This is a genomic window from Streptomyces caniferus, from assembly GCF_009811555.1.
Taxonomy (GTDB): domain Bacteria; phylum Actinomycetota; class Actinomycetes; order Streptomycetales; family Streptomycetaceae; genus Streptomyces; species Streptomyces caniferus.
On the sequence record NZ_BLIN01000005.1, the window covers coordinates 3,575,098 to 3,599,801 of the forward strand.

Below are 24,704 nucleotides of genomic sequence, written 5' to 3' on the forward strand. Positions count from 1 at the left end.
CGACTGCGACAACGGGGGTATCAGACGGCCCATATAGGCATGGTCGGGGCACCCGCCCCGTCCCGCAGCTCGAACACCCCGGCCGGCGGCTACAACCGGGCCCTTTGACGGGCCCGGTTGCGCTGTGCCGCCGCTCCTACAGCAGCCCGTCCCACATCTGCTCCAGCAGCACCGACCACCAGGTCTCCGGCGAACCCAGCGCCGGCGGATCCAGCGCGACCAGCTGCGCCTGGAAGTCGACGGTCCAGCGGCCCGCCTGCTCGGGAGTCAGCCCGTAGCGCAGCCGCCACATCCGCCCCAGCATCGCCAGACAGCGCGTGAACTCCGGCAGACCGGAGTTCACGAACTGCGGCGTCGCGGGCGCACCGCCCGGCCCGGCCTCCATCGGCACCGCCACGATGTGCGCGGTCCCGTACTGCACACACAGCTGACGGCCGAAGTCGTTGCCCATCACCAGGTACGACCCGGCGTCCGAGGCGGGCTGCACCATGCGCTCCGCCGCGAGCTCCGCCAGCGTCGGCACCGGACGGCCCGGCTGGGCCTGCGCCCAGAAGAACGGCCCGAAGTCGACCGGCAGCCCGGACCACACCAGCATCTGCGCCACCACATCGGGCACCCCGTGCCGGGAGACCGCCCGCTGATCGAAGCGGAAGATCCCCTGCGGCCCGAACGACTGCTCCAGCTCCTGCCCGATCACCTGCGGCGGCACCGGGGGCACCGGCTGTACCTGCGAGGGATGCGGCAACGGGGCCCGCACCGGCGCCGGCCGCGCCGGACCGTCCGCGACCTGGTGCAGCTCGCCCTGATGCTCGACGAGGTGCCGTACGCCCTGCTGGCGCGAGGCGTGGTCCCTGCCGTACGCGGCGGTGTGGCTGATCCGCACCTGCGGCCAGTTGTCCCGGATCATCCGGGCGCAGTAGCCGCCCGGCAGATCACAGCACTCCAGCTCCGTGTGCAGCTCCAGCACCTGCTGCGGGGGGATGTTCATCCCGCGCAGCTCGTGCAGCAGCTGCCACTCCGGATGCGGGGTACCGGGCGCCGAACGACGCACGATCTTCTGCTCGGAACCGTCCGGCGCGCGGTAGCTGAGGACGGCCATGTAGCCCGGGCCGACGGTCGGCTGACCGCTGGGCGTCTGCGGATAGCCGTACGCACCGCCGCCGGGAGCCTGGCCGCCGGGGCCCTGAGCGGCGGGCGGTCCGGGCGGGGCGGCCTGAGCGGGCGGGGGCGGGACGCCGGGCCCGGCCGAGGGCGGGACGCCGGGAGCACCCGGAGCACCGGGGCCGCCCGGCCCGCCGCCGGGCAGGGCCGCGCCACCGGCGAGCATCGTCGCCGCGGCATGCACCCCACCGGTACCGCCCGCGGCGGGCGGGGCGGGCGGTGCGGCGGGGGGCCCGGGCGGACCGTCCTGGCCGCCGGAACCCCGGCCGCCCGCGGACGCGGCGGGCCTGCCGGGCGGGCCGGGAGGCTTGGGAGCGCCGGGCGGACCGGGCGGCTTGGGCGCACCGGGCGGGCCGGGGGGCGCGGGCGGCGCCACGCCGGGGCCGCCGGCAGCGCCGCCGGGCCCGCCCGCGAGGCCGGCCTGCAGGGACGCGCCGTCGGCGAGCATCGTCGCCGCGGCATGCACCCCACCGGAGCCGGGGCCACCGGCACCGGGGCCACCGGCATCGGGGCCACCGGCATCGGGGCCACCGGCATCGGCGGAACCCGAGGCACCGGCCCCGTCGGCGCCACCGGCCGCACCCGTCCCGCCCGGCCCGTCCACCGCGCTGAGATCCAGATCCGCCGCATCCAGCTGCGAGACCATCTGCGTCGGCACATAGCCACCGGCCGGGACACCGGGCGCACCGGGGCCGGACACCGCGGGCCCGCCGGGCGGGCGCTCCTCGCCCCTGCCCGCATCGGTCCGGGCGCCCTGCGCCGGTGCACCGTCACGGCCCGCGCCGGGCGGACCGGGCACCCCGGGAGGCGGCGGCGGGCCCGCGGCGGCGTTGCCGGGCAGCGCCGAACCGTCGGCCAGCATCGTCGCCGCGGCATGCACCCCACCGCCCACGGGCGGTGCGGGCGGCGGCATCCCGGGACCGGGGACGCCCGGTCCGCCCGCGGCGGGCGCACCGGCACCCGGCGGCGGCGGTACGTCGGCGACCGGCGGCCCGGACGGCGGCGGCAGTTCCGACAGGCCCGCGGCGGCGGGCGGCGCGGGAGGCATCGGCGGCGGCAGCGGAACGCCGGCCGGCCCGCCGGCCGGGCGCGCCTGCCCCGCCCCGGGCCCGGCCTCGTCCGGCAGCTCCAGCGCGGGCGCCACCTGCGTACGCGGCAACTGACTGCCGCCCTGCAGCAGTTCGGTCTTGGCCTCCGGCCGGACACGCGGCGTCGGCGGGTCCTCGCCCTCCTCGTCGAAACCGGCCAGCGGCGGCGCGAAGACCGTCGCGGGCAGCCCCACCGAGCGGTCGTCGCCCCCCGCCCCCGCGGTGGTGTCCGTCCCGGTCCACGGCGTCGGCTCGCCGGACGCGCCGGGGCCCGCGGCCGGCTCCTCACCGGCGTGGGCGGCCGGGCCGTCGGTGCCGTTCACACTCACCTCGGCCCAGGCGTCCGAGGCCGACGGCGCGGCACCGGACGCGGGCGCGGCCGCCGGCGAAGCCACCGGGGCGGCGCCCGCAGCGCCCACAGAACCCGCAGAGCCCTCGGCCCCCGCGCTCCCGGCCCCCCGCCGGCCCTGTCCGCCGATCGTGTCCGCCGCCTCCTGCAGCCACTCCGGCGGCGTCAGCAGGAACGACGTGGCCTCCAAGTCGATCCGCTGCGGCGGCGCCTCGGCCGCGCCGTATCCGCCGTCCGCGGGAGCGCCGTACTCCTCCTCGTAACGCCGGATCACCTCACCCACCGGCAGCCCCGGCCACAGCGTCGTCTCCCCGCTGTCCCGCGCGATCACCAGCCGGGCCCGGCCGGAGTCCGTCGACGGGCCCCCTTCCCGGTCCTCGGCCCAGGCCACGAAGCCCAGATCGAACTCCCGCACCCGCACCTCACGATGCAGCGGCGCCGGCACGTCACCGTTCACCCACCGCTCCGCGCGCTCCTGCGCCTGCGCGAACGTCACCACCGTGCTCAGCCCCCCACCGCAACCGCGTACGCAAAACCGCCGTCGACCATCAGGTTCGCCACGGTGTCCAGCTCCGGCGGATTGCCCGCCAGCCGCTGCAGAAAGTCATCGAAGTCCGCACCACACGGCAACAGCAGCCGCTCCACCCGCTCCTGCACCGTCCACCCGTCCTGGTCCCGCGCATCGTCGTACGGACAGAACCACACCGAACCGAGCGCCTCGCCGCGCACCTTCACCGCGACCACACCGCCCTGTACGAACGCCACGCCCAGGTAGTCCTTGGTGAAGTGGTCCCGCAGACACTTGTTCACGTAGATCAGGTCGTTGACCGCCGCGTCATCGCGCACCGTGAAGAACGGCTGGTCGACCAGCAGCCCCAACTCCGCGTCCAGCGCCGCGCCCACCGGGGCACAGCCGCCCGCGGCCTTGAGGAACGACCGGTAGGCACCCGGCAGCCGATAGCCCAGCGCCTCCTCGGCCTGCGCCACCTGCTCCTCACCCACCGACAGATCCCGGTGCGGCAGCCCGAAGTGCGCCGGCCGGGTCTCCTGCAGCGGCCGGGTACCGCGCCGGTCGTGCGCCACCGCGGCCGTCGCCAGCCCGCCGTGATGGCGCAACAGCGCCTTCACCTCGACCGGGATCAGCTCCATCCGCCGGGTACCGGCCACGTGATGCCAGGTCCAGCCGTGCGGCGTCGCCACGGCCGGCACATCTATCCACAGCTCGTGCCCCTGCGCGTGCAGGGCCGCGTTCGCCGACACATAGTCCGTCAGCCGCAGCTCGTCGACGCCGAAGCCCTCGGGCGGCTCGGCGATCTCCGCGGCGGCGCGCGCATACGGCGAGAACTCCGGGAAACCGCGGGCGTCCATCCGCACTCCGGCGGGGTACCGCGTGGCGCGGACCGGGTCCGGAAAATGCACGACCTGTCCGGCATAGGCCGCATTCGGTGGGGCGGTGTCCCCCGCCACCTGGGGGCCGGGGTGTGCCCCCAGCCCTTGCCGACCTGTCGTCATCGCGGTTGCCCCCTGGCTGAAGCTGGCTTTGGGGCACAGCCTATGCCGTACCGCAACACCCGCCCCCGCCCGCCTGCCCCCACACGTCAGCCCCGCGACACACCGGCGTCACCCGCCGCCACACCACCCCCGAGCCCCCCGCGCACCACCCCGCCCACCAGCCGCGTTCCACCCCGGCCGACGCCCCGTCAGCTCACCGTGACATCGCCGACAGGCCGCCCGACTACCGCAACACCCAGCACATTTGGCAGGCTGACCCTCCCCCACCTTCGGTGGGGGGACCCCCAGTACAACGGGGATTCGGGGAGGGAAAGCACCACCATGAGCACCACTGCACGCCACCACAACTCAGCCGTCGGCGATCCCCGCACCGCCGCCGGCGACCCTCGCATCGGCTGGAGCGGCACCGCCGACGCCCATCGCGCGCCCGCCCTCCACCACCGCCGCGACGGCATCCTCCCCACCATCGGTGCCGCCTTGTCCGTACGCGGACAAACCCTCACCTGCACCGCGAGCAAGGCGGAACAGCCCCCCGTCCTCCACCCGCTCGTCCAGGACTTCCTCGACACCCTCACCACCGCACAGCGCGAACGTTTCACCGGACGCTGCCCCGAGGCCGTCCTGCTCTCCCGCCACCTCACCGCCGTCGAGGGCAACCGCGGCAAACGCGCCTCCCGCAAGCCCCTCACCAATGGCGAAGCCCGCCGCTCCCTGAAACACTCCAAGATCACCGCACGCCATATCCGCGAGGACGGCGACCCCCAGCACGGCAGCTACGCCCCGCCCTGCCGCTCCTGCGACGCGCTCCTCGCCCACTTCGGCGTCATGCCCATCAGCGGCCCCACGCCCACAGGAAGCTGACCGCCACCATGCCGCCCACCACCCCCGGCCCCCGCACACCCGCCCACGACCGCGCCGACTCGACCCGCTTCCCCGCCGCCGTCGACGTCGCCCTCCAGGAAGCCGGCTGGCAACCCGGCCGCTGGGACATAAAGCAGGCGGAACACTGGGCCGACGCCCTCCGCGCCCACGCCTCCCCCGCCGGACACCGCCACACCGTCTTCCCCGCCGCCGTCGAGGCCTGGGCCGAATTCGGCGACCTGCACATCACCGGCCCCGGCCCCGGGCGCCACATCTCCCCCACGCCGTTCGCCATCAACCCCCTGTACGGCCTCCACCTCGCCCGCACCCTCGGCGACCTCGGCCGCGCACTGGAAACCGACGTGGCCCCCCTCGGCCGCGAGGAGCTCACCGCCGACGGCACCACCTACAGCCAGGCCACCCTCGCCATCGACGCCGAAGGCCGGGTCTACAGCCTCGACCACACCGGCGACTGGTACCTGGGCCCCGACCTCGACACTGCGTTGAGCACGTTGGTACTGGGGACACGGCCCATGCGGCTCGGCGTTGCGGCCCAGGCCTCCGACGACTGACCGGCGTTTTGCGTTTCGCCTCTCGCCTCCGGCGGGGGTGGGTGGTGGTTTGGGCGGGGGCCGCGGATCGGTTGGCGTCCCACGTAGGTTTCCGCGGCGCCGTTTCGCGTCTCGCCTCCGGCGGGGGTGGGGTTTGGGCGGGGGCCGCGTTTGCTGTGTGGTGGGTGCCGGTGGTGGTCCTCCGGGGGTGGGTGTTCGGACTGCTTCGCTTTACGTCCGAACACCCACCCCCTCCGGCCCACCACCTCCCGCCCGGGACCGCGACCCCCGCCCGGTGGGGGAAAGGTTTTCAAAAACCAGAAGCTCGGCCGCGCCGTGGCATGGCCGAGCTTCTGGCTTTTGGTTTTTCCTGCTCCCCACAGGGGTGGGGCCCACAACTCACGGGAGGGGGCGGGGGCGGAGGGGTGGGTGTGTGGACGTAAAGCGAAGCAGTCCACACACCCACCCCGGAGCCCCCGCCACCGGCACCCACCACCCAGCCGGGGCCCCACCCCAACCACCACCCCACCGCCGACAGGCGCAACCCCACACCCAGCCGGGGCCTCACCCCAAACAACCAACCCCGCCCCCGCCGAAGGCGGGAAAGAACAACAGAAAGAAAAACGGCGGATCACCCGGCAACGTGGGAAACCACCGGCCCACCGGAAGGAAGCACCGCAGAAACGCGAAAGCCCCCCGCCTCCGTCGGGCCCGAGACGAACACGCCGCCCAGCGCCGTCACCCGCTCCCGCATCCCCACCAGGCCATTGCCGCCGCTCGGCAACCCCGCATCGGCGGCGCCCCCGTCGCAGGGACCGTTCTCCACCTGGACGGCGAGCTCACCGTCCCGGTGCGCCAGCCGCACCCGCGCCCGCGCACCCGGCGCATGCTTGTGCACATTCGTGAGCGCTTCCTGCACCACGCGGTACACGGTCCGCTCCACCCGCGCCGCATACCGGCGCCCGGCGGCCGCCTCCTCGTCGGCGCCCCCGTCCACCGTCAGCTCGACGGCCATCCCGGCCGCCCGGGACTGGCCCACCAGATCCGCCAGCTCCGTCAGACACGGACCCTCGGAATCCGCTTCCTGCGCCCCGGGAACCAACGACGTCGCGGCCCCGGAGGCGGTGCCACCGGCCGGTGCGGACGACGCCGAAGCCCCGGACGGTGCCGAAGAGCGGGCCTGCACCGTCGCCTTCGCGCCCGCCTGCGACGCCACCGCCGCCAGCCGTTCCGGCGCAGCCGACGCCGAGACACCACGCCCCGCCGCCCCCTCGGCCGTACGCAGCACGCCCAGCATCTCCCGCAGCTCCGTCAGCGCCTGGCGACCCATGTCGCCGACCAGCCCCGCGTTCTTCGACGCCTTCTCCGGGTCCTTCAACGCCACCGCCTGGAGCGCGGCCGCATGCACCACCATCAGACTCACCCGGTGCGCGACCACGTCGTGCATCTCCCGCGCGATCCGGGTCCGCTCCTCGTTACGGGCCCACTCGGCCCGCTCCTCGGCCCGGTCCGCCAGCAGCGACAGCTCGCGCTCCAGACCGTCGGCCCGCTCCCGCAAGCTCTCCACGAGCCGCCGCCGGGCCGCGATGTACAGCCCCCACAGCACCGGCGGCGCCGTCAGCACCAGCCCCACGGCCAGCGCCATCACCGGCACGAGCCACATCGGCGGATGGAAGTCCTGCTGCGTCGCCACGTCCTCCCGCAGGCTGAGGAAGGTCGTCACCAACGTCCCGACGACCGTCATGCCCGCCAGCAGGGCCGTGATCCGGCGCGGCACATCCGACGCGGCCAGCGTGTACAGCCCCACCACGCTCAGCAGCCCGCCCATCTCCGCGGGCATCACCGCGATCGAGACCAGCACCACCACCACGGGCCACCGCCGGCGCACCAGCAGCACCGGCCCCGCCAGCAGGCCGAGCAGCATGCCCACCAGCTCGGGCAGCTGCGCCTCGTGCGCGAAATTGGCGCCTTCCCAGACGCACTCCATCGCGGAAGCGGCCGCCAGAAACACATCCAGCACGGCGCTCCGCCGCCGAGCCCACCACCACGGCCCACTCACCGGCGCACCCCGCGCGCCCACACCTTCACTTGCCCCCGTCGCGGTCATACCGCCCAGCCTACGGGCGGTAGCCCCCGTTTCCCCGCCCCGTATCGCGTCATAGACCAGGCCCATTACCAGCCCTTACCGCCGGTTATCCCTCGAACTGTTGAATCGCCCACATTTTCGACACTTCCGCACACCTTCACGGGAGACCCTGTTCCCATGCCGCACACCCATCGGAGCCAACCCGACTACGAGGCGTTACACCCCCAGGCCGTCGCCCTGCGCCGCGCCGGCCTCAGCCGCCGCCAGATCCGCGACCGGCTCCACGTCCACAACAACGACATCCTCAACCGCCTCCTCGAAGGCGTCCCCGCCCCCGACTGGACCCGCCGCCCCCACGCCAAGGACGACCTGCGCGAGCGGGCCCGCACCCTGCGGAAGGAGGGCAGGACCTACGACGAGATCCAGGTCGAACTGGGCTGCTCGAAAAGTTCGATCTCGCTGTGGGTACGGGATCTGCCGAAGCCGCCACCGCGCCGCACCCCCGCCGAGCAGGCCCGGATCGCCCGCGAAAAGCGCTGGGAGCACGAGCTGGCCGCACGGGACGCGGAGCGCCGTCGGACCAAGAGCGCGGCCACGCGGGACGTCGGCACGCTGTCCGACCGGGAGCTCCTCCTCGCCGGAGCCGCCCTGTACTGGGCCGAGGGCGGCAAGGACAAACCGTACGCCCGGCGGGAGAACGTCCTCTTCGTCAACAGCGACCCCGGCGTCATTCAGGTCTTCCTGGCCTGGCTGCGCCTGCTGGAGGTGGAACCCGGGCGAGTGGGATACCGGGTGATGATCCACACGACGGCGGACGTGGCCGCCGCCGAGCGGTACTGGGCCGACGTGGTGGGCGTCGAGGTCGACCGGCTGCAGAAGACCACGCTCAAGAAGCACAACCCCAGAACCACCCGCAAAAACGTCGGGGAGGGGTACCACGGGTGCCTGGTGATCCGGGTGCTACAAAGTGCGGAGCTATACCGTCGCATCGAAGGCTGGTGGTACGGCATAGTGTTGGGAGCCAAGCGGCCAGACTGACGGAGCGTCCGGTTTGGAATGCTTCACCATCCCCTGTGGTGTAATTGGCAGCACTGAGGCTTTTGGTGCCTTATGTCCGGGTTCGAGTCCTGGCAGGGGAGCCTCCATCGAACGGGCAGATTTCGGGTCCTGACTACCAAGTCAGGACCCGCCCGCGTTTCGGCTGCTATACGCACCGGTATCCTTCGGGTGACCACCACCCGAAGTAGCCAAGAAGCCGAAGGGCATCCCCGTGAGCGCCAACCGCCCGGCAGCCGTCGTCGTTCTCGCAGCGGGTGAGGGCACCCGCATGAAGTCGGCGACCCCCAAGGTCCTGCACGCCCTCTGCGGCCGCTCCCTCGTCGGCCATGTCGTCGCCGCCTCCCGAGAGCTGGATCCCGAGCATCTCGTCGTGGTCGTCGGCCACGCCCGCGAGCAGGTGCGGGCGCACCTCTCCGAGGTCGACCCCGCCGTGCGCACCGCGGTGCAGCACGAGCAGAAGGGCACCGGCCACGCGGTCCGTACGGCCCTGGAGGAGCTGAGCAACAGCGGTGTCGCCCTCGACGGCACCGTCATCGTCGTCTGCGGGGACACCCCGCTGCTGACCGGCGAGACGCTGCGGCTGCTCGGCGATACGCATGCGGCCGACGGCAACGCCGTGACCGTGCTGTCCGCCGAGGTCCCGGACGCCACCGGCTACGGGCGCATCGTGCGCGAGGCGGGCACGGGCGCGGTGACCGCGATCGTCGAGCACAAGGACGCCACCGCCGGGCAGCGCGCGATCCGGGAGATCAACTCGGGTGTCTTCGCCTTCGACGCGCGGCTCCTCGTGGATGCGCTCGGCAAGGTGCGGACGGACAACAGCCAGGGCGAGGAGTACCTCACCGATGTGCTGGGGATCGTGCGGGAGGCCGGGCACCGGGTCGGTGCGGCGGTGTCGGCCGATCACCGGGAGATCCTGGGGATCAACAACCGTGTGCAGCTGTCGCAGGCGCGCCGGCTGCTGAACGACCGGCTGCTGGAGCGGGCGATGCTGGCCGGTGTGACGGTGGTGGATCCGGCGTCGACGTGGGTGGATGTGTCGGTCACGTTCGAGCCGGACGCGACGGTGCATCCGGGCACGCAGCTCCTGGGTGCCACGCATATCGCCACCGGTGCCGAGGTGGGTCCGCATTCCCGGCTGACGGATACGTCGGTGGGTGCGGATGCGGTGGCGTCGTTCACGGTGGCCGAGGGTGCGCGTATCGGTGCGGGTGCGCAGGTCGGTCCGTACGCGTATCTGCGGCCGGGGACGGATCTGGGCCCGAAGTCGAAGGCCGGTACGTACGTGGAGATGAAGAACGCGTCGATCGGCGAGGGCACGAAGGTGCCGCATCTTTCGTATGTGGGGGATGCCACGATCGGTGAGTTCACCAATATCGGTGCGGCGAGTGTCTTTGTGAACTACGACGGTGAGGCGAAGCACCACACGACCGTCGGGTCGCATTGCAAGACGGGGTCGGACAACATGTTTGTGGCTCCGGTCACGGTCGGGGACGGCGCTTATACGGCGGCCGGCTCGGTCATCACCAAGGATGTGCCCCCGGGTTCGCTGGCGGTCGCGCGTGGCCAGCAGCGGAATATCGAGGGTTGGGTCGCGCGCAAGCGGCCCGGAAGCGCCGCCGCGCAGGCGGCTTCGGCTGCTCGCCAGGATTCCGAGGGCGAGCGGTGATCGTGCAAGAGGTGCGCCGTGCGGGGCGTACCTTTGATGAGCGCACGCAAACTGTGATTCGAGGAGATTTGCTGTGACCGGGATCAAGACGACCGGCGAGAAGAAGCTGATGCTCTTCTCCGGCCGCGCCCACCCCGAGCTTGCCGAGGAGGTCGCGCACCAGCTGGGTGTGGGCCTGGTCCCGACGAAGGCATTCGACTTCGCCAATGGTGAGATCTATGTCCGCTATCAGGAGTCGGCGCGTGGCGCGGACTGCTTTTTGATTCAGAGCCACACGGCTCCGATCAATAAGTGGATCATGGAACAGCTGATCATGATTGATGCGCTGAAGCGGGCTTCGGCCCGGAGCATCACCGTGGTCGTGCCGTTCTACGGCTATGCCCGTCAGGACAAGAAGCACCGTGGCCGTGAGCCGATTTCGGCGCGGCTGATCGCGGATCTGATGAAGACCGCGGGTGCGGACCGTGTGGTGACCGTGGATCTGCACACGGACCAGATCATGGGCTTCTTCGACGGCCCTGTGGATCATCTTTTCGCGCTGCCGGTCCTCGCGGACTACGTGGGCGCGAAGGTGGACCGCGACAAGCTCACGGTGGTGTCGCCGGACGCCGGCCGGGTGCGGGTCGCGGACCGCTGGTGCGACCGTCTGGGTGCGCCGCTGGCGATTGTCCACAAGCGGCGTGACAAGGACGTGGCGAACCAGGTCACCGTGCACGAGGTCGTCGGCGATGTGAAGGACCGGGTGTGTGTCCTGGTCGACGACATGATCGACACCGGTGGCACGATCTGCGCGGCGGCGGACGCGCTGTTCGCGAACGGCGCCTCGGACGTGATCGTGACGGCGACGCACGGTGTGCTGTCGGGTCCGGCGGCGGACCGGCTGAAGAATTCGAAGGTGAGCGAGTTCGTGTTCACGAATACGCTGCCGACGCCTTCGGAGCTGGAGCTGGACAAGATCACGGTGCTGTCGATGGCGCCGACGATCGCCCGCGCGCTCCGTGAGGTGTTCGAGGACGGTTCGGTGACGAGCCTCTTCGAGGAGCAGTGAGCTGAAGGCGGCGGGCCGGCGTGTGACGTAGTCCGGCACTGATCGACTTTGGGGCGGCCTTCCGGCCGGGTAGACTCATCGAGTTGCTCGGCGAGGGAGGCCGCCCTTTTGTGGTGGCTGTCCGTTATCGACGCGCTCTTCGTAGCAGGTCTGTCGTGGGCCGGGTGACGCCCACCAGAGGTTTTCTGCGATACGAGGAGTGCTGTCATGGCTGAGGTCAAGCTCACCGCCCAGGTCCGTACCGACTTCGGTAAGGGTGCCGCCCGTCGCGCGCGCCGCGCCGACCTGGTTCCGGCTGTCATCTACGGTCACGGCGCCGAGCCGCAGCACGTGGCGATCAACAACCACGCGCTGATGATGGCGCTGAAGACGCCGAACGCCCTGATCCGTCTGGACTTCGAGGGCAAGACCGAACTGGTCATCCCCAAGGCCGTGCAGCGCGAGGCGATCCGCCAGTTCCTGGTGCACGTGGACTTCCTGGCCGTGAAGAAGGGCGAGAAGGTCTCCGTCGAGATCCCGATCCACATCGAGGGCGACCTGGCGCCGGGCCAGCACGTCCTGGAGCACGTGCTGAACACGCTGCCGATCGAGGCCGAGGCCACCCACATTCCGGAGTCGGTCACGATCTCCGTCGCGGGCCTGGACGCCGGCGCTTCGGTGCTGGCCAAGGACATCACGCTGCCGTCGGGTTCCTCGCTGTCCGTGGACGACAACGCGGTCGTGCTGCAGGTCGTCGCCGCGCAGGCCGAGGCTCCGGCCGAGGAGGCCGAGGGCGAGGCCGAAGCGGGCGCCGAGGCCTGAGTCGCTTTTCGCTGAGGCGGCATCTCAGCGAGTGGTCCAGCCGCTGCCGCGCGCCTTGGGGCGCGGGGTGGCGGTTGGCCTGTTTCATGGGCAGTTGCGGTCGGGGCCGGTGCGGGGTTGCCGGCGGATGTGGGAGTGGCTGAGATGGCGGACGCTGATCCGTGGCTGGTGGTGGGGCTGGGTAATCCGGGCCCGGAGTACGCGCGTAATCGCCACAATGTGGGCTTCATGGTGGCGGATTTGCTGGCGGAGCGGATGGGGGGCCGTTTCAAGGCGCACAAGGCGCGGGCGCAGGTGGTGGAGGGGCGTTGTGGTGCGCCCGGTCCGTCGAGTCGTCGTGTCGTGGTCGCGAAGCCGTTGTCGTTCATGAATCTGTCGGGCGGGCCGACGACGGCATTGCGGGATTTCTACAAGGTGCCGGTCGGCAACATCATTGCGATTCATGATGAGTTGGATATCGATTACGGTGCGCTGCGGCTGAAGCTGGGCGGCGGCGACAACGGCCACAACGGTTTGAAGTCGATCACGAAGTCGCTGGGTGCGGAGTATCACCGGGTGCGGTTCGGGATCGGGCGTCCGCCGGGTCGTATGCAGGTGGCGGATTTCGTGCTGAAGGATTTCTCCTCGGCGGAGCGGCGCGAGCTGGATTACTTCGTGGACCGTGCCGCGGATGCGGTGGAAACGCTGATCGTGGACGGTTTGGAACGGGCGCAGAGTACATACAACTCCTGAATGGGACAGTGGGGGTCAGGCCCTGACGAACCGTTGCCCCAGGTTGACCGGGTGCGGGTTATGGCCAAGGATCGCCGCCATGCCCAGAAGCAGTACGCGTACCAGTTCGGTCAGACGTAGTCGTACCCGGCGGGTCGGTGAGAGCGCCTATGGGGCGCTGCTTCTCGCCAGGATCGGCGTGATGGGTCTGCTGGCGTTGCTCCTGCTGGTGGCGGGGGTGTGGACGTCGTGGCACACGGCGCAGTACGCGATGCTCGTCAAGGCGCGGGAGCGCGGCATGATGACGGTGTCGGCGTGTGAGGCCGAGCGGTGCACCGGTTCGTACGTGCCGACGGGGGGCGACGGGCGCCCGCGGACGAAGGTGACGATCGCGCAGGCGGCGGCGCCGGACAAGGGCGAGCGGGTCGAGGTGACGGTCGAGCCGGGGACGGCCCGTGCGGTGCGGACCGGGACGGCCGGGATTCTGCATGCGTGGGTGCCGTTCGCGGGGGCGCTGCTGCTGGCGGCGCTGGTGGTGGCCGGGGGGATGCGGCTGCGGCGTACGGCGTGGGTGATGGGGTTGTTGGGGGCAGTGTTGCTGGGCGCGGCCTTCGCGGCGATGTAGGGCACAAGCGGATACGACGGCGGCCCGTCCTCTCGGTGGAGAGGACGGGCCGCCGTCGTGTGCCGGGTGGGCGTCAGCCGGTGTTGCGCAGTCCGGCGGCGACGCCGTTGACGGTGAGCAGCAGGGCTCGGGCGAGGACCGGGTCCGCCTCCTCGCCGCGCTCGGCGGCGGTGCGCTGGCGGTCCAGCAGCGAGACCTGGAGGTAGGAGATCGGGTCGAGGTAGGCGTCGCGGATGTGGAAGGTCTGCCGCAGGACGGGGTTGGACTCCAGGAGTTCCTTCTCCCCGGTGACGCGCAGGACCTCGGCGACGGTGAGTTCGTGTTCGGCCTTGATGACGTCGAAGACGTGCTTGAGCTCGTCGGGCACGAGGGTGTCGACGTAGTGCTGGGCGATCCGCAGATCCGTCTTGGCCAGCGTCATGGTGACGTTGGACAGGAAGTTGCGGAAGAAGTGCCAGTGCTCGTGCATCTCGTCCAGGACGCTGTCGAGTCCGGCCTCGCGGGCGGCCTTGAGGCCGGTGCCGACGCCGAACCAGCCGGGGACGATCTGGCGGGACTGGGTCCAGCCGAAGACCCACGGGATGGCGCGCAGTCCGTCGAGGCCGGCGCCGGAGTCGGGGCGGCGCGAGGGGCGCGAGCCGAGGTGGAGCTCGGCGAGCTGGTCGACGGGCGTGGCGGCGAAGAAGTACGCGGGCAGGTCGGGGTCCTCGACCAGGCGCCGGTAGGAGCCGTGGGCCGCCTCGGAGACGGTTTCCATGGCGGCGTCCCAGCGGGCCAGGGCCTCGTCGGACTGCCGGGGCTCGGTGTGCAGGGCGGAGGCCTGGAGCGTGGCGGCGACCGTCAGTTCCAGGTTCTCCCGCGCCAGCGAGGGCACCAGGTACTTGTCGGAGATGACCTCGCCCTGTTCGGTGACCTTGATCTCGCCTTCGAGGGTGCCGTAGGGCTGGGCGAGGATCGCGTCGTGGGAGGGGCCGCCGCCGCGGCCGACGGTGCCGCCGCGGCCGTGGAAGAGGCGCAGCCGTACGCCGTGCCGGTGGGCGACGTCGCGCAGCAGGCGCTGGGCGCGGTGGATCTCCCACTGGGAGGTGGTGATGCCGCCGAACTTGGAGGAGTCGGAGTAGCCGAGCATGACCTCCTGGACGTCGCCGCGCAGGGCGACCAGGCGCCGGTAGGAGGGGTCGGCGAGCATCTCGTCGAGCAGCTGGTCGGCGATCTTCAGCTCGTCGGTGGTCTCCAGCAGCGGCACGATGCCGATCTTGGCCCAGCCGGCGTGCAGGTCGATCAGGCCGGCCTCGCGGGCGAGGACGGCGGCCGCGAAGACGTCGTCGGAGCCGGCGCACATGGAGATGATGTAGGACTCGACGACCTCGGGGCCGAAGGTGTCCTTGGCCTTGCCGATGGTGCGGAAGACGCCGAGGGTCTTGGCGCCGGCCTCGTCGAGCGGTGCCGGGGTGGGGGCCAGCGGGCGGCGGGAGCGCAGTTCCTTGGCGAGGAGCTTGCGGCGGTAGTCGCGCGGCATGTCCACGTAACGCCAGGACTCTTCGCCGAGGCGGTCGAAGAGCTGGCCCAGCGCGTGGTGGTGGGCGTCGGCGTGCTCACGGACGTCCATGGTGGCGAGCTGCAGGCCGAAGGCGGCGATGGTGCGCAGGGTGCGCTCCAGGCGGCCGTCGGCGACCAGGCCGCCGCGGTGCTCGCGCAGCGAGGTCTGGATGAGGGCCAGGTCGTCGAGGAGCTCCGCGGTGCCGAGGTAGTCGCGGCCGGGGACGTGGGGGGTGTCGCCGGCGAGGCGGTCGCGGGTGTTGACGAGCTTCTGGCGGATGCAGGTCGCCTTGAGGCGGTAGGGCTCCTCGCTGTTCAGCCGCTTGTAGCGGGGGCTGATCTCGGGGAGGAGGTCGAGGTCGTGCTGGAGGGAAGCCAGCAGTTCCTCGGTGGCGCCGCAGTTGCGGATGGAGTTGGACAGCGCGCCGCGCAGCTCGTCGACGTGCTCCAGGGCGTCGGTGATCCCGTGCTCGTGCTGGAGCAGCAGGACGTCCCAGGTGACCTGCGGGGTGACGTTGGGGTTGCCGTCCCGGTCGCCGCCGATCCAGGTGCCGAAGGTGAGCGGGCGGGTGCCGGCGGGCAGCTCGGCGCCGGCCCGCTCCAGCTCGGCGGCGAGGTCCTCGAGGACGTCGCCGACGGCGCCGCGGCCCAGCTCGTCGAGGTAGTAGATGGCGTTGCGGGCCTCGTCGGTGGGCTCCGGGCGGGCAACGCGCAGCTCGTCGGTCTGCCAGATGAGGTCGATGTTCTCGGCCAGGCGGAGGTCGGCGCGGCGGCGCTCGGGGTCGGGGCTGTCCAGCAGCTCGGCGACCTTGCGGAGCTTGGTGAGGACGGAGCGCCGGGCGGCCTCGGTGGGGTGCGCGGTGAAGACGGGGCGTACGCCGAGGTTGCCGGCGGTCGCCTTCAGGTGCTCGGGGTCGGCGTCCTTGAGCATGTCGGCGGTGCGGGCGAGGATGCTGCCCTCGGCGGCGCGCTTGGCGCCCAGCTCGCGGCCGCGGTGGACCTGCTCGGTGACGTTGGCGAGGTGGAAGTACGTGGAGAAGGCGCGCACCAGCTTGGCGGCGGTGGCCAGGTCGGTGTCGCCCAGGAGCCGGGCAGCGGCTTCGCCGTCGGAGCGGGTCAGGGCGCGGACCCGCTCGACGAGGTCGAGGAGCTCCTGACCTTCCTGGCGGACGAGGGTTTCGCCGAGAAGATCGCCCAGGCGCCGGATGTCGGCACGCAGGGCGATGTTGTCGCTCGGGCCGGGATCGAGGCTCTCGATGGACGCGATCTCGGCTGGAGTGTTGTCGGCACTGCTCACTGGTGCGGCTCCTTGCAGCGATCAGGGGCGTCGTACCGCGGCTCGTGGGAGGGGGGCCGGCGGCGACGGGTGGGCAGGTCTGATGCGGGCGGGTTGCGGACCGCGCTGTCCGACGTCCCCAGGATAGGTCTGCCCAGTGTCAGCAGATCACACCGTCCGCTGGGTGGGCATCTGCGTCACAGGGGGTAGGTGTGGCGCCTGTCACGGCCTTGCCCGCAGCGGCGGCACTGCCATACTTACGAGACCGTAGGTTACGGTTCCGTAGCCGTAGCCGTGCCCCCGAGCCCCCGACGAGGGACACCATGACCGCTGGTCCTGAAGCCGTAGAAGATCCCCCGATTCCTGCCGATTCCTCCGCCGGTCCGGCCGCCGCTCAGGCGCCGTCCGCGACGCTGGGCGGCGAGCAGCGCAGGTCGGTCGAGCAGTTCACGTTGCTGCTCTTCATCACCGTCCCGTTCGTGGCGCTGGTCGCCGCGGTCCCACTTGCCTGGGGCTGGGGGGTGAGCTGGCTGGATCTGGGACTGATGGTGGCGATGTACTACATCGGCTGCCACGGCATCACGATCGGCTTCCACCGCTACTTCACGCATGGTTCGTTCAAGGCGAAGCGACCGCTGCGGATCGCGTTGGCGATCATGGGATCGCTGGCCGTGGAGGGCCCGCTGGTGCGCTGGGTGGCGGACCACCGCAAGCACCACAAGTTCTCCGACGCCGAGGGCGACCCGCACTCCCCCTGGCGCTTCGGCGAGACCGTGCCGGCCCTGATGAAGGGCCTGTGGTGGGCGCACATCGGCTGGATGTTCGACGAGGAGCAGACGCCGCAGCAGAAGTACGCACCGGACCTGATCAGGGACGACGCGATCCGTACGGTCTCCCGCCAGTTCGTGCTGTGGACGACGGTGTCGCTGCTGATCCCGCCCCTGGTGGGCGGCCTGGCGACCTGGTCCTGGCAGGGTGCGCTGACCGCCTTCTTCTGGGGTTCCCTGGTCCGCGTCGCGCTGCTGCACCACGTCACGTGGTCGATCAACTCCATCTGCCATGCGGTGGGCAAGCGCCCCTTCAAGTCCCGCGACCGCTCCGGGAACGTGTGGTGGCTGGCCGTCCTGTCCTGCGGCGAGTCCTGGCACAACCTGCACCACGCGGACCCCACCTCCGCCCGGCACGGGGTGATGAAGGGGCAGCTGGACTCCAGCGCCCGGCTGATCCGCTGGTTCGAGAAGGCGGGCTGGGCGTATGACGTCCGGTGGCCGGACGCGTCCCGTATCGATGCCCGACGCGCGGCGCCGGCCGCCGGGGGTACCTCCCGGCGGTAGGCGGGGAAGGCATGATTGACGGGTGGCGATCGACAGCAGCAGCGCGAGCAACAGCAAGGGCAAGCCCTCCCCGTCCGCGGGCACGCGGCGGGCCCGCCGGGTCCGGATGACCGGTGCGGAGCGCCGGGAGCAGCTGCTGGACATCGGTCGCACGCTCTTTGCCGAGCGGGGCTACGAGGGCACCTCGGTGGAGGAGATCGCGGCGAAGGCCGGGGTGTCCAAGCCGGTGGTCTACGAGCACTTCGGCGGCAAGGAAGGCCTGTACGCGGTGGTCGTGGACCGCGAGATGCGGCAGCTGCTGGACATGGTGACCGGCGCCCTGACCGCCGGCCACCCCCGCGAACTCCTCGAACAGGCCGCCTTCGCCCTCCTCGACTACATCGAGACCTTCACCGACGGTTTCCGCATCCTGGTCCGCGATTCCCCCGTGGCCCAGTCCACGGGCACCTTCGCCTCCCTCATCAGCGATATCGCCACACAGGTCGAGGACATCCTCGGCCTGGAATTCAAGGCCCGCGGCTTCGACCCGAAACTGGCCCCGCTCTACGCCCAGGCCCTGGTCGGCATGGTGGCCCTGACCGGCCAGTGGTGGGTCGACGCCCGCAAGCCGAAGAAGGCCGAGGTGGCGGCCCACCTGGTGAATCTGGCCTGGCACGGCCTCGGCAACCTGGAGGCCAGGCCGCGGTTGATAGGGCATCGGAAGAACTGAGGGCGTGGGAGTGACGGGACTCGGGGTGGCTGCCTCAAGGGCGCCCCGCCTGGTGATCTTCGTCTGACGCACTGGCCGGCCGTCGTCGCGTACGCAACGACGGCCGGACCAGGAGCGACAAGCCGGATGACCGAGATGGGGTCTGGTCCCGTAGCGGCGCCGACGGCGCGCTGGGGCGGCGGAAGACCGGCCGCGGACACGGCCCTCCGGGCCGAGGTCGCCGTTCCCGATTCGGCTACGGACCCGCCACCACGTCAGTCCAGTGCCTCCAGGAATTCCAGACGGTTGCCCACCGGGTCGGCCGAGTAGAAGCGCCGGTGGCCCGGCAGCTGGTCGTCCCAGGTGACGGGGGCGCCGGCGGCGGTCAGGCGGGCGGCGAAGGCGTCGAGGCCGTGGACGCCAAGGCCGGGGTGGGCCTTTTTCGAGGCGCGGAAATCCGGCTCGATGCCCAGGTGGAGCCGGGCCGCGCCGGCCTCGAACCAGCATCCTCCGCGGGCCGCGAGCGCCGGGGGCTTCGGGAGCTCCGTCATGCCGAGGAGATCCGCGTAATAGGCGCGCAGGGCGTCTTCGGTACCGGGGGGTGCGGCGAGCTGGATGTGGTCGAGGCCGGTGATCACGGCGTGTTCACCTCGGAGGGGTCGAGTCGGAGCGCGGTGCGCGGAGCGGCGGGCACGGACGTCAGCCGGCCGCCGGCTTCCGTGCGACGGCGAAGATGCGGCGGAACGGGAAGACCGTGCCGTGGGGGCCGGTGGGGTAGGCCTTCCGCAGGGCGTCGCGGTATTCGGCGAGGAAGGCCTCGCGGGCGGCCTGGTCGTTCTCCAGGGCGGTCAGGACGGGGCGCAGGGCGGTGCCCTTGACCCAGTCGAGGACCGGGTCGTCGCCCTGCAGGAGCTGGACGTAGGTGGTTTCCCATACGTCGGTGGCGCAGCCGAGGTCGGCGAGGTGTTCGAGGTAGTCGGCCGGTTCGAGGATGTGGACGAAGCGGCGGCCGTGGGTGTCGAGCCGTTCGCGCCACTGGGGGGCGTCGCACAGCTCGCCGAGGAGGGCGTGGCTGGGCGAGGTGAAGTTGCCGGGGACCTGGAAGGCGAACGTGCCGCCGGGGGCGAGGGCCTCGATCCAACGGGCGAAGGATTCCGGGTGGTTGGGGACCCATTGCAGGGCCGCGTTCGAGACGATCAGGTCGTAGGTCTCGTCGGGCGCCCAGTCGGCGGCGTCGGCGAAGGCGAAGTCGAGGTGGCCGCCGCCCGGGGTGGGGCCGGCGTAGGCCTCGGCCTCCTTGAGCATCTCGGCGGAGTTGTCGTATCCGGTGATGTGCGCATCGGGCCAACGGGCTGCGAGTTCGGTGGTGACGTTTCCGGGACCGCAGCCGAGGTCGCCGATGCGGGCCGGGCGGCCTCGCCGCGGCAGGTCGGGTATCCGGGCGAGAAGGTCGTGGAAGGGGCGGGTGCGGTGCCCGGAGTGGCGGAGATATTGCTGCGGATCCCAGGTTGGTGCGTCATGCATGATCGAAACCCCTTTGTCGATGCAGGGCTGACACAAAAGCCGGTACGTCGGATTCGGGCCGTCTCGGCTGGAAACCGAGCCCCCGCCGACGATGCCCCATAGTCCAGCGAAATATATCTCGACGTCAAGAGACTTCATGTCGACAGACCCTCTACACTGATCGTCATGGAGGACGAGGTCGATCGACTGGTCGCAGCATGGCGCCGCGAGCGCCCGGACCTCGACGTGGAGCCACTTGAGGTCCTCAGCCGTGTCTCCAGGCTGGCCAGACACCTGGACCGGGCCCGCCGTATCGCCTTTTCCGAGGTGGGCCTGGAGCCCTGGGAATTCGATGTGCTCACCGCGCTGCGGCGCGCCGGGGCGCCGTATCAGCTCTCCCCCGGAGCGCTGCTGACGCAGACCCTGGTCACCTCGGGGACGATGACCAACCGCATCGACCGGCTCGCCAAGAAGGACCTGGTCGAGCGCCTGCCCGACCCCAGCGACCGGCGCGGGGTGCTGGTCAGGCTGACGGCCGAGGGGCGCGACAAGGCCGACCGGTCGCTGGCCGGGCTGCTGATCCAGGAGCGCGCCATCCTCGCCGAGCTCTCCCGCCAGCAGCGCGGCGAACTGGCCGGGCTGCTGCGGCGGTTGACCGGGCCCTTCGACAACATTCCGGGGTAGCGGCGGCTGCTCGCCACGGCGGCTCGGAGCCGCCGCCACGGAAAAGCGTGGCCACGGGAAGCACCACACGCCGCATTTGACGGCGCGTAAGCGGCTCACGTGCGCCCCTTGAACCCGTACGCGCCCCTCTCCTCCCCCGTGCCCTTGCCCGCCACTCGCCTCGTGGGCTTGGATCGCGCCATGAGCCAGCAGCGCGCACCGCACCCGGCGAACGGGCCGTACGGCAAGCGGTTCGAGGGCCGTACGGTCCTGGTGACCGGGGCCGCCGCAGGGATCGGGGCGGCCACCGCCGACCGGCTGGCGGCCGAGGGCGCCGGGGTCCTGCTGCTGGACATCGACGATGCACGCGGCGAACACACCGCGCGGCGGATCCGGGCGGCCGGCGGCCACGCGTCGTACGAGCACTGCGATGTGGCGGACGAGGACGCCTGGCAGCGGGCCGTCGACGCGGCGCGGCAGCGCTACGGCCCGGTGGACGGGCTGGTCAGCAACGCCTTCCTGCCGTATGTGGCGTCCGCGGGACACACCCCGCTCACGGACTGGGACCGGCAGCTCGCGGTCAACCTCACCGGCTCGTTCCTCGGCGTCCGCGCCACCCTGGACGATCTGCGGGCGCGCCATGGCGCGGTGGTGCTGACCTCGTCGGTGCATGCGCTGATCGGGCTGCCGGGGCGGCCCGCGTACGCCGCCGCCAAGGCCGGGCTCACCGGGCTGGGGCGGCAACTGGCCGTCGAATACGGGCCGGAGGTACGGGTCAACAGCGTGCTGCCGGGCCCCGTCCTGACGGCGGCCTGGGACGGTATCGGCGAGGAGGAACGGCGGGCCAGCGCCGCGGAGACGGCGGCGCGACGGCTGGGACGGCCGGAGGAGGTCGCCGCCGCCATCGCCTTCCTGCTCTCCCCCGAGGCGTCCTTCGTCACGGGCGCGAGCCTCGTCGTCGACGGGGGCTGGAGCGTGTACAAGAACTCTTCGTGAGCCGGTCCTGCTGACGGCGGGGCCGCGGCGCCCCGCCCGGACTTCGATCCGTAGGGGAATCCATGGGCATCCATTTCGGCGGCGACTACAACCCCGAGCAGTGGCCCGAGGAGGTGTGGGCCGAGGATCTGAAGCTGATGAAGGCGGCCCACGTCACCATGGTCACCGCCGGGATCTTCTCCTGGGCCAGGGTCGAACCCCGGCCCGGGGCATGGGACTTCGGCTGGTTCGACCGCGTCATGGACGGGCTGGCGGGCGCCGGGATCGCCGTCTGCCTGGCCACCATGACCGCCTCGCCGCCACCGTGGCTCTCCCGCGCGCACCCCGAGATCCTGCCCGAGGACGCCGACGGCCGGCGGCGCTGGCCCGGCGGCCGGCAGCACTACTGCCCCTCCAGCCCCGTCTACCGCGCGCACGCCGTACGCCTGGTCGAGCAGCTCGCCGCCCGCTACGCCGGTCACCCGGCGCTGGCCCTGTGGCACGTCGGCAACGAATACGGGTGCCACACCCGCCAGTGCTACTGCGAGGTGTCGGCCGACGACTTCCGGCGCTGGCTGCGCGCACGCTACGGGAGCGTCGACGCGCTGAACGACGCCTGGTCGACGGCCTTCTGGTCGCAGGCCTACGGCGACTTCGGCGAAGTGCTGCCGCCCCGCACCGCGCCCACCTTCCCCAACCCCGCCCAGCAGCTGGACTATCTGCGCTTCGGCGACGAGGCCCTGCGCGCCTGCTATCTGGCCGAAAAGGAGGTGCTGGAGCGCCATACCCCCGGTATTCCGGTCACCACCAATCTGATGCCGCAGCACAAGCCCGTCGACGCGTTCGCCTGGTCGGCGCACATGGACGCGATGGCGCTGGACTTCTATCAGGACCCGTACGCCGCCGACGACCACATCCGGGCCGGCTACGTCTTCGACCTGATGCGCTCGGCGCGCTCCGGACAGCCCTGGATGCTGCTGGAGCAGGCGCCCGGCGCGGTCAACTGGCGGCCCCGCAACGGCCCCAAGCCGCCCGGCGCGATGCGGCTGTGGAGCTGGCAGGCGGTCGCCCAGGGCGCGGATGCGGTGCTGTACTTCCAGTGGCGGCAGTCGCTGGGCGGCGCGGAGAAGTTCCACTCGGCGATGCTGCCGCACGGCGGGACCGACACCCGCATCTTCCGCGAAGTATCCGGTCTGGGACGGGAGTTGGCGTCACTGCCGGGTATCGAGGGGACCCGGTCGCGGGCCGAGGCGGCGCTGCTGGCGGACTGGCCCAGCTGGTGGGCGCTGGAGCTGGACTCCAAGCCGTCGACCGCGCTGGACCACTCCCGTATCGCGCTGGATCACTACCGGCCGCTGTTCGAGGCGGGCGTGGCCTGCGATGTGGTCCCGCCGCGGCGCGAGCTGTCCGGCTACCGGCTGGTCGTGGCGCCCAACCTGTATCTGCTGACCGCGGACGACGCCGAGCGGCTGGCCGCCTATGTGCGGGGCGGCGGGCACCTGCTGGTGTCGTTCTTCTCCGGGATCGTCGATGCGCACGACCGGGTGCACCCCGGCGGATACCCGGGGCCGCTGCGGGAGTTGCTGGGGCTGCGGGTGGAGGAGTTCTGGCCGCTGGACGAGGGCCGGTCGGTGGGCGTCGGCGGTGCGGGTACCACCCGGCTCGGGCAGAGCCGGGAGCGTGGAGGAGCCGGTACGGGGCGGGCGGACCTGTGGTCGGAGGCCATCGACCTCGAAGGTGCCGAGGCGCTCGCCCGCTTCACGGACGGGGACCTCGCCGGCCGCCCGGCGGTGACCCGGCACGACTACGGGCGGGGCACGGCCTGGTACGTGGGCACCCGGCTCGACGCGGCACTGATGCGGGCCCTGCTGGACGACGTACGGGCGGCGGCCGGGGTCACGCCCGTCCTGCCGGGGCTGCCGGCAGGCGTCCAGGCCACCGTCCGCGAGGGCGCCGGCGGGCGGTATGTCTTCCTGCTCAACCACGGGGCGGAGGCCGTGGAGGTCGCGCTGCCGGCGCCGCTGCGGGATGCGCTGGCGGCGGTGGACGGGACGGGCGGGGCCGGGGCCGGTGACGGGGCCGTCGATCGGATCACGCTGGGGGCCCGGGGCGTGGCCGTGCTGACGGAGCCCGGCGTCTAGAGCCTGACGTCAGGGTCCCGCCGGCGTGCGGGGCGGCCCCGGGACCGGCACCGCCCCGTACGCCCCGCGAGCCCCCAGGGCCCCCGGTCACCCGCGGGCCACCCGGCTCTCAGCCCCTCACGGCACCGGCACCGAAGCCGCCGCGGCCGCCGCCTCCAGCTCGACCGGGCCGACCCCGGCCCGGCGGGCCAGTGCGACCGCGGCGAGGGTGGAGTGCACGCCGAGCTTGCCGAGCACGTTCTGCATATGGGTGCGGACCGTGTGCGGGGAGAGGAACAGCCGCTCGGCGACCGCCTTGCGACCCAGGCCCGCCACCATGCAGCGCAGCACCTCGCGTTCGCGCGGGGTCAGCGACTCCACCAGCCGCTCGCTCTCGGAACGGTGCTTGCGGGCCGCCGTCAACTCCCGCAGCACGCCGGTCAGCAGCGCGGGCGGCAGATGCGTCTCGTCGCGGAGGACACCGCGGATGACGGCGAGCAGCCGGGAGAGCGAGCAGTCCTTGGCGACCCAGCCGGAGGCGCCGGCCTGCAGCGCGGCGGCCGCGCGGCGCGGGTCGTCGCGGTCGGCGAGGACGACGGTGCGCAGATACGGATGGCTGGTGCGCAGGCCGGAGACCAGCGCGATGCCGTCCCGCGGCACGGCGCGCGGCACCGCGTCGCGGACCGCTCCCTGCGGCGGCACCGCGAGCAGCGGCGCGGCGAGGTCGGCGTCGGCGAGCAGCACGTCGAACCGGCGGCCGTCGGTGACCGCCCGGTCCAGATTGCGCAGCGCCGCGGGAGCGCTGCCCGCGGCCGCGACGTCCACGTCCTGTTCCGCGGCGAGCGCGGCCGCCAGGGATTCGGCGAAGATGCGGTGGTCGTCGACCACCAGAACCCGGATGCGTTGCACAGAGACCCCCTGTCTCGGTGAACGGACCATAGCGGGCACGACGCCCGGATTGAAGATCGCCTCAGCCGCACGGCCGCCGCCGTGCCGACATGACTACCCCACCCCGGGCGCCGTACCCGAACGGTCTCGCCCCCTGATCGGCACCGGCCCCCACCGGTGCAGGATCCCAGCGTACG

The 24,704-nt window shown here is 72.0% G+C and carries 20 protein-coding genes and 1 tRNA gene; 14 read left to right on the forward strand and 7 right to left on the reverse strand.

The genetic code is table 11. The annotated features are described in order from the left end of the window. Positions 1-136 precede the first annotated feature (136 nt). Positions 137-3,097 (reverse strand): SUKH-4 family immunity protein, encoded by a 2,961-nt coding sequence (locus Scani_RS32075; protein ID WP_167538169.1) that lies wholly within the window; start codon positions 3,095-3,097, stop codon positions 137-139. Positions 3,098-3,102: 5 nt separating this feature from the next. Beyond that, positions 3,103-4,110, reverse strand: a complete 1,008-nt coding sequence (locus tag Scani_RS32080; protein WP_159481249.1) for an SMI1/KNR4 family protein — start codon at positions 4,108-4,110, stop codon at positions 3,103-3,105. A gap of 321 nt (positions 4,111-4,431) precedes the next feature. On the opposite strand from Scani_RS32080, the gene Scani_RS32085 reads away from it, so the two are divergent. Then, entirely contained in the window at positions 4,432-4,971 is a 540-nt protein-coding gene (locus tag Scani_RS32085) for a YwqJ-related putative deaminase (protein ID WP_159481250.1), read from the forward strand. 8 nt (positions 4,972-4,979) lie between these two features. Further along, entirely contained in the window at positions 4,980-5,543 is a 564-nt protein-coding gene (locus Scani_RS32090) for an SUKH-3 domain-containing protein (protein WP_159481251.1), read from the forward strand. A gap of 610 nt (positions 5,544-6,153) precedes the next feature. Here the strand turns inward: Scani_RS32090 and Scani_RS32095 are convergent. Beyond that, positions 6,154-7,629: a sensor histidine kinase gene (locus tag Scani_RS32095; protein ID WP_159481252.1), complete on the reverse strand. Its 1,476-nt coding sequence runs from the start codon at positions 7,627-7,629 to the stop codon at positions 6,154-6,156. Positions 7,630-7,785: 156 nt separating this feature from the next. Here Scani_RS32095 and Scani_RS32100 point away from each other — a divergent pair, with 156 nt between their 5' ends. The 7 genes from Scani_RS32100 to Scani_RS32130 all read left to right on the forward strand — a co-directional run bounded on the left by Scani_RS32100 (position 7,786) and on the right by Scani_RS32130 (position 13,521). After that, a complete protein-coding gene (locus Scani_RS32100; protein WP_159481253.1) occupies positions 7,786-8,646 on the forward strand; it encodes a hypothetical protein in 861 nt (286 codons plus the stop codon). Positions 8,647-8,675: 29 nt separating this feature from the next. Further along, positions 8,676-8,747, forward strand: a tRNA-Gln gene (locus Scani_RS32105). A gap of 131 nt (positions 8,748-8,878) precedes the next feature. Next, positions 8,879-10,336 carry a bifunctional UDP-N-acetylglucosamine diphosphorylase/glucosamine-1-phosphate N-acetyltransferase GlmU gene (glmU, locus tag Scani_RS32110; RefSeq protein ID WP_159481254.1) on the forward strand — a complete coding sequence of 486 codons (1,458 nt, stop codon included), beginning with the start codon at positions 8,879-8,881 and terminating at the stop codon, positions 10,334-10,336. Between the two features lie 73 nt (positions 10,337-10,409). Then, positions 10,410-11,384, forward strand: coding sequence for a ribose-phosphate diphosphokinase (locus Scani_RS32115; protein ID WP_006605140.1), 975 nt, complete (start codon positions 10,410-10,412; stop codon positions 11,382-11,384). 207 nt (positions 11,385-11,591) lie between these two features. Further along, a complete protein-coding gene (locus Scani_RS32120; RefSeq protein ID WP_159481255.1) occupies positions 11,592-12,185 on the forward strand; it encodes a 50S ribosomal protein L25/general stress protein Ctc in 594 nt (197 codons plus the stop codon). A gap of 144 nt (positions 12,186-12,329) precedes the next feature. Continuing rightward, complete coding sequence (pth, locus tag Scani_RS32125) at positions 12,330-12,917, forward strand: aminoacyl-tRNA hydrolase (protein ID WP_159481256.1); 588 nt, start codon at positions 12,330-12,332, stop codon at positions 12,915-12,917. A 79-nt stretch (positions 12,918-12,996) separates the two neighbouring features. After that, positions 12,997-13,521, forward strand: a complete 525-nt coding sequence (locus Scani_RS32130) for a hypothetical protein (protein ID WP_159481257.1) — start codon at positions 12,997-12,999, stop codon at positions 13,519-13,521. Positions 13,522-13,594: 73 nt separating this feature from the next. Here Scani_RS32130 and ppc read toward each other — a convergent pair whose 3' ends face one another. Further along, on the reverse strand, positions 13,595-16,357 hold the full coding sequence (gene ppc, locus Scani_RS32135; protein ID WP_174872775.1) for a phosphoenolpyruvate carboxylase: 2,763 nt from the start codon (positions 16,355-16,357) through the stop codon (positions 13,595-13,597). Between the two features lie 302 nt (positions 16,358-16,659). Between ppc and Scani_RS32140 the strand changes: the two genes are divergently transcribed. Next, positions 16,660-17,670, forward strand: coding sequence for an acyl-CoA desaturase (locus Scani_RS32140; protein ID WP_159481258.1), 1,011 nt, complete (start codon positions 16,660-16,662; stop codon positions 17,668-17,670). 22 nt (positions 17,671-17,692) lie between these two features. Further along, the gene (locus tag Scani_RS32145; RefSeq protein WP_159481259.1) at positions 17,693-18,379 is read left to right on the forward strand and encodes a TetR/AcrR family transcriptional regulator; all 687 of its coding nucleotides are present in this window, start codon (positions 17,693-17,695) and stop codon (positions 18,377-18,379) included. Positions 18,380-18,633: 254 nt separating this feature from the next. Here the strand turns inward: Scani_RS32145 and Scani_RS32150 are convergent, their stop codons facing one another. Continuing rightward, positions 18,634-18,996: a VOC family protein gene (locus tag Scani_RS32150; RefSeq protein ID WP_159481260.1), complete on the reverse strand. Its 363-nt coding sequence runs from the start codon at positions 18,994-18,996 to the stop codon at positions 18,634-18,636. A 61-nt stretch (positions 18,997-19,057) separates the two neighbouring features. Further along, positions 19,058-19,882 carry a trans-aconitate 2-methyltransferase gene (locus Scani_RS32155; RefSeq protein ID WP_159481261.1) on the reverse strand — a complete coding sequence of 275 codons (825 nt, stop codon included), beginning with the start codon at positions 19,880-19,882 and terminating at the stop codon, positions 19,058-19,060. A gap of 165 nt (positions 19,883-20,047) precedes the next feature. Here Scani_RS32155 and Scani_RS32160 point away from each other — a divergent pair, with 165 nt between their 5' ends. The 3 genes from Scani_RS32160 to Scani_RS32170 all read left to right on the forward strand — a co-directional run bounded on the left by Scani_RS32160 (position 20,048) and on the right by Scani_RS32170 (position 23,640). Then, complete coding sequence (locus tag Scani_RS32160) at positions 20,048-20,545, forward strand: MarR family winged helix-turn-helix transcriptional regulator (RefSeq protein ID WP_159481262.1); 498 nt, start codon at positions 20,048-20,050, stop codon at positions 20,543-20,545. A gap of 180 nt (positions 20,546-20,725) precedes the next feature. Further along, a complete protein-coding gene (locus Scani_RS32165; protein WP_159481263.1) occupies positions 20,726-21,520 on the forward strand; it encodes an SDR family NAD(P)-dependent oxidoreductase in 795 nt (264 codons plus the stop codon). A gap of 62 nt (positions 21,521-21,582) precedes the next feature. After that, on the forward strand, positions 21,583-23,640 hold the full coding sequence (locus Scani_RS32170) for a beta-galactosidase (RefSeq protein WP_159481264.1): 2,058 nt from the start codon (positions 21,583-21,585) through the stop codon (positions 23,638-23,640). 117 nt (positions 23,641-23,757) lie between these two features. Here Scani_RS32170 and Scani_RS32175 read toward each other — a convergent pair whose 3' ends face one another. Then, entirely contained in the window at positions 23,758-24,528 is a 771-nt protein-coding gene (locus tag Scani_RS32175; RefSeq protein ID WP_159481265.1) for a response regulator transcription factor, read from the reverse strand. Positions 24,529-24,704 lie beyond the last annotated feature (176 nt).

Coding starts and splice junctions, on each gene's coding strand:
- Scani_RS32080 (WP_159481249.1), bottom strand. CDS start 4,110: ATGACGACAGGTCGGCAAGGGCTGGGGGCACACCCCGGCCCCCAGGTG.
- Scani_RS32085 (WP_159481250.1), top strand. CDS start 4,432: ATGAGCACCACTGCACGCCACCACAACTCAGCCGTCGGCGATCCCCGC.
- Scani_RS32090 (WP_159481251.1), top strand. CDS start 4,980: ATGCCGCCCACCACCCCCGGCCCCCGCACACCCGCCCACGACCGCGCC.
- Scani_RS32095 (WP_159481252.1), bottom strand. CDS start 7,629: ATGACCGCGACGGGGGCAAGTGAAGGTGTGGGCGCGCGGGGTGCGCCG.
- Scani_RS32100 (WP_159481253.1), top strand. CDS start 7,786: ATGCCGCACACCCATCGGAGCCAACCCGACTACGAGGCGTTACACCCC.
- Scani_RS32120 (WP_159481255.1), top strand. CDS start 11,592: ATGGCTGAGGTCAAGCTCACCGCCCAGGTCCGTACCGACTTCGGTAAG.
- pth (WP_159481256.1), top strand. CDS start 12,330: ATGGCGGACGCTGATCCGTGGCTGGTGGTGGGGCTGGGTAATCCGGGC.
- Scani_RS32130 (WP_159481257.1), top strand. CDS start 12,997: ATGCCCAGAAGCAGTACGCGTACCAGTTCGGTCAGACGTAGTCGTACC.
- Scani_RS32140 (WP_159481258.1), top strand. CDS start 16,660: ATGACCGCTGGTCCTGAAGCCGTAGAAGATCCCCCGATTCCTGCCGAT.
- Scani_RS32155 (WP_159481261.1), bottom strand. CDS start 19,882: ATGCATGACGCACCAACCTGGGATCCGCAGCAATATCTCCGCCACTCC.
- Scani_RS32160 (WP_159481262.1), top strand. CDS start 20,048: ATGGAGGACGAGGTCGATCGACTGGTCGCAGCATGGCGCCGCGAGCGC.
- Scani_RS32165 (WP_159481263.1), top strand. CDS start 20,726: ATGAGCCAGCAGCGCGCACCGCACCCGGCGAACGGGCCGTACGGCAAG.
- Scani_RS32170 (WP_159481264.1), top strand. CDS start 21,583: ATGGGCATCCATTTCGGCGGCGACTACAACCCCGAGCAGTGGCCCGAG.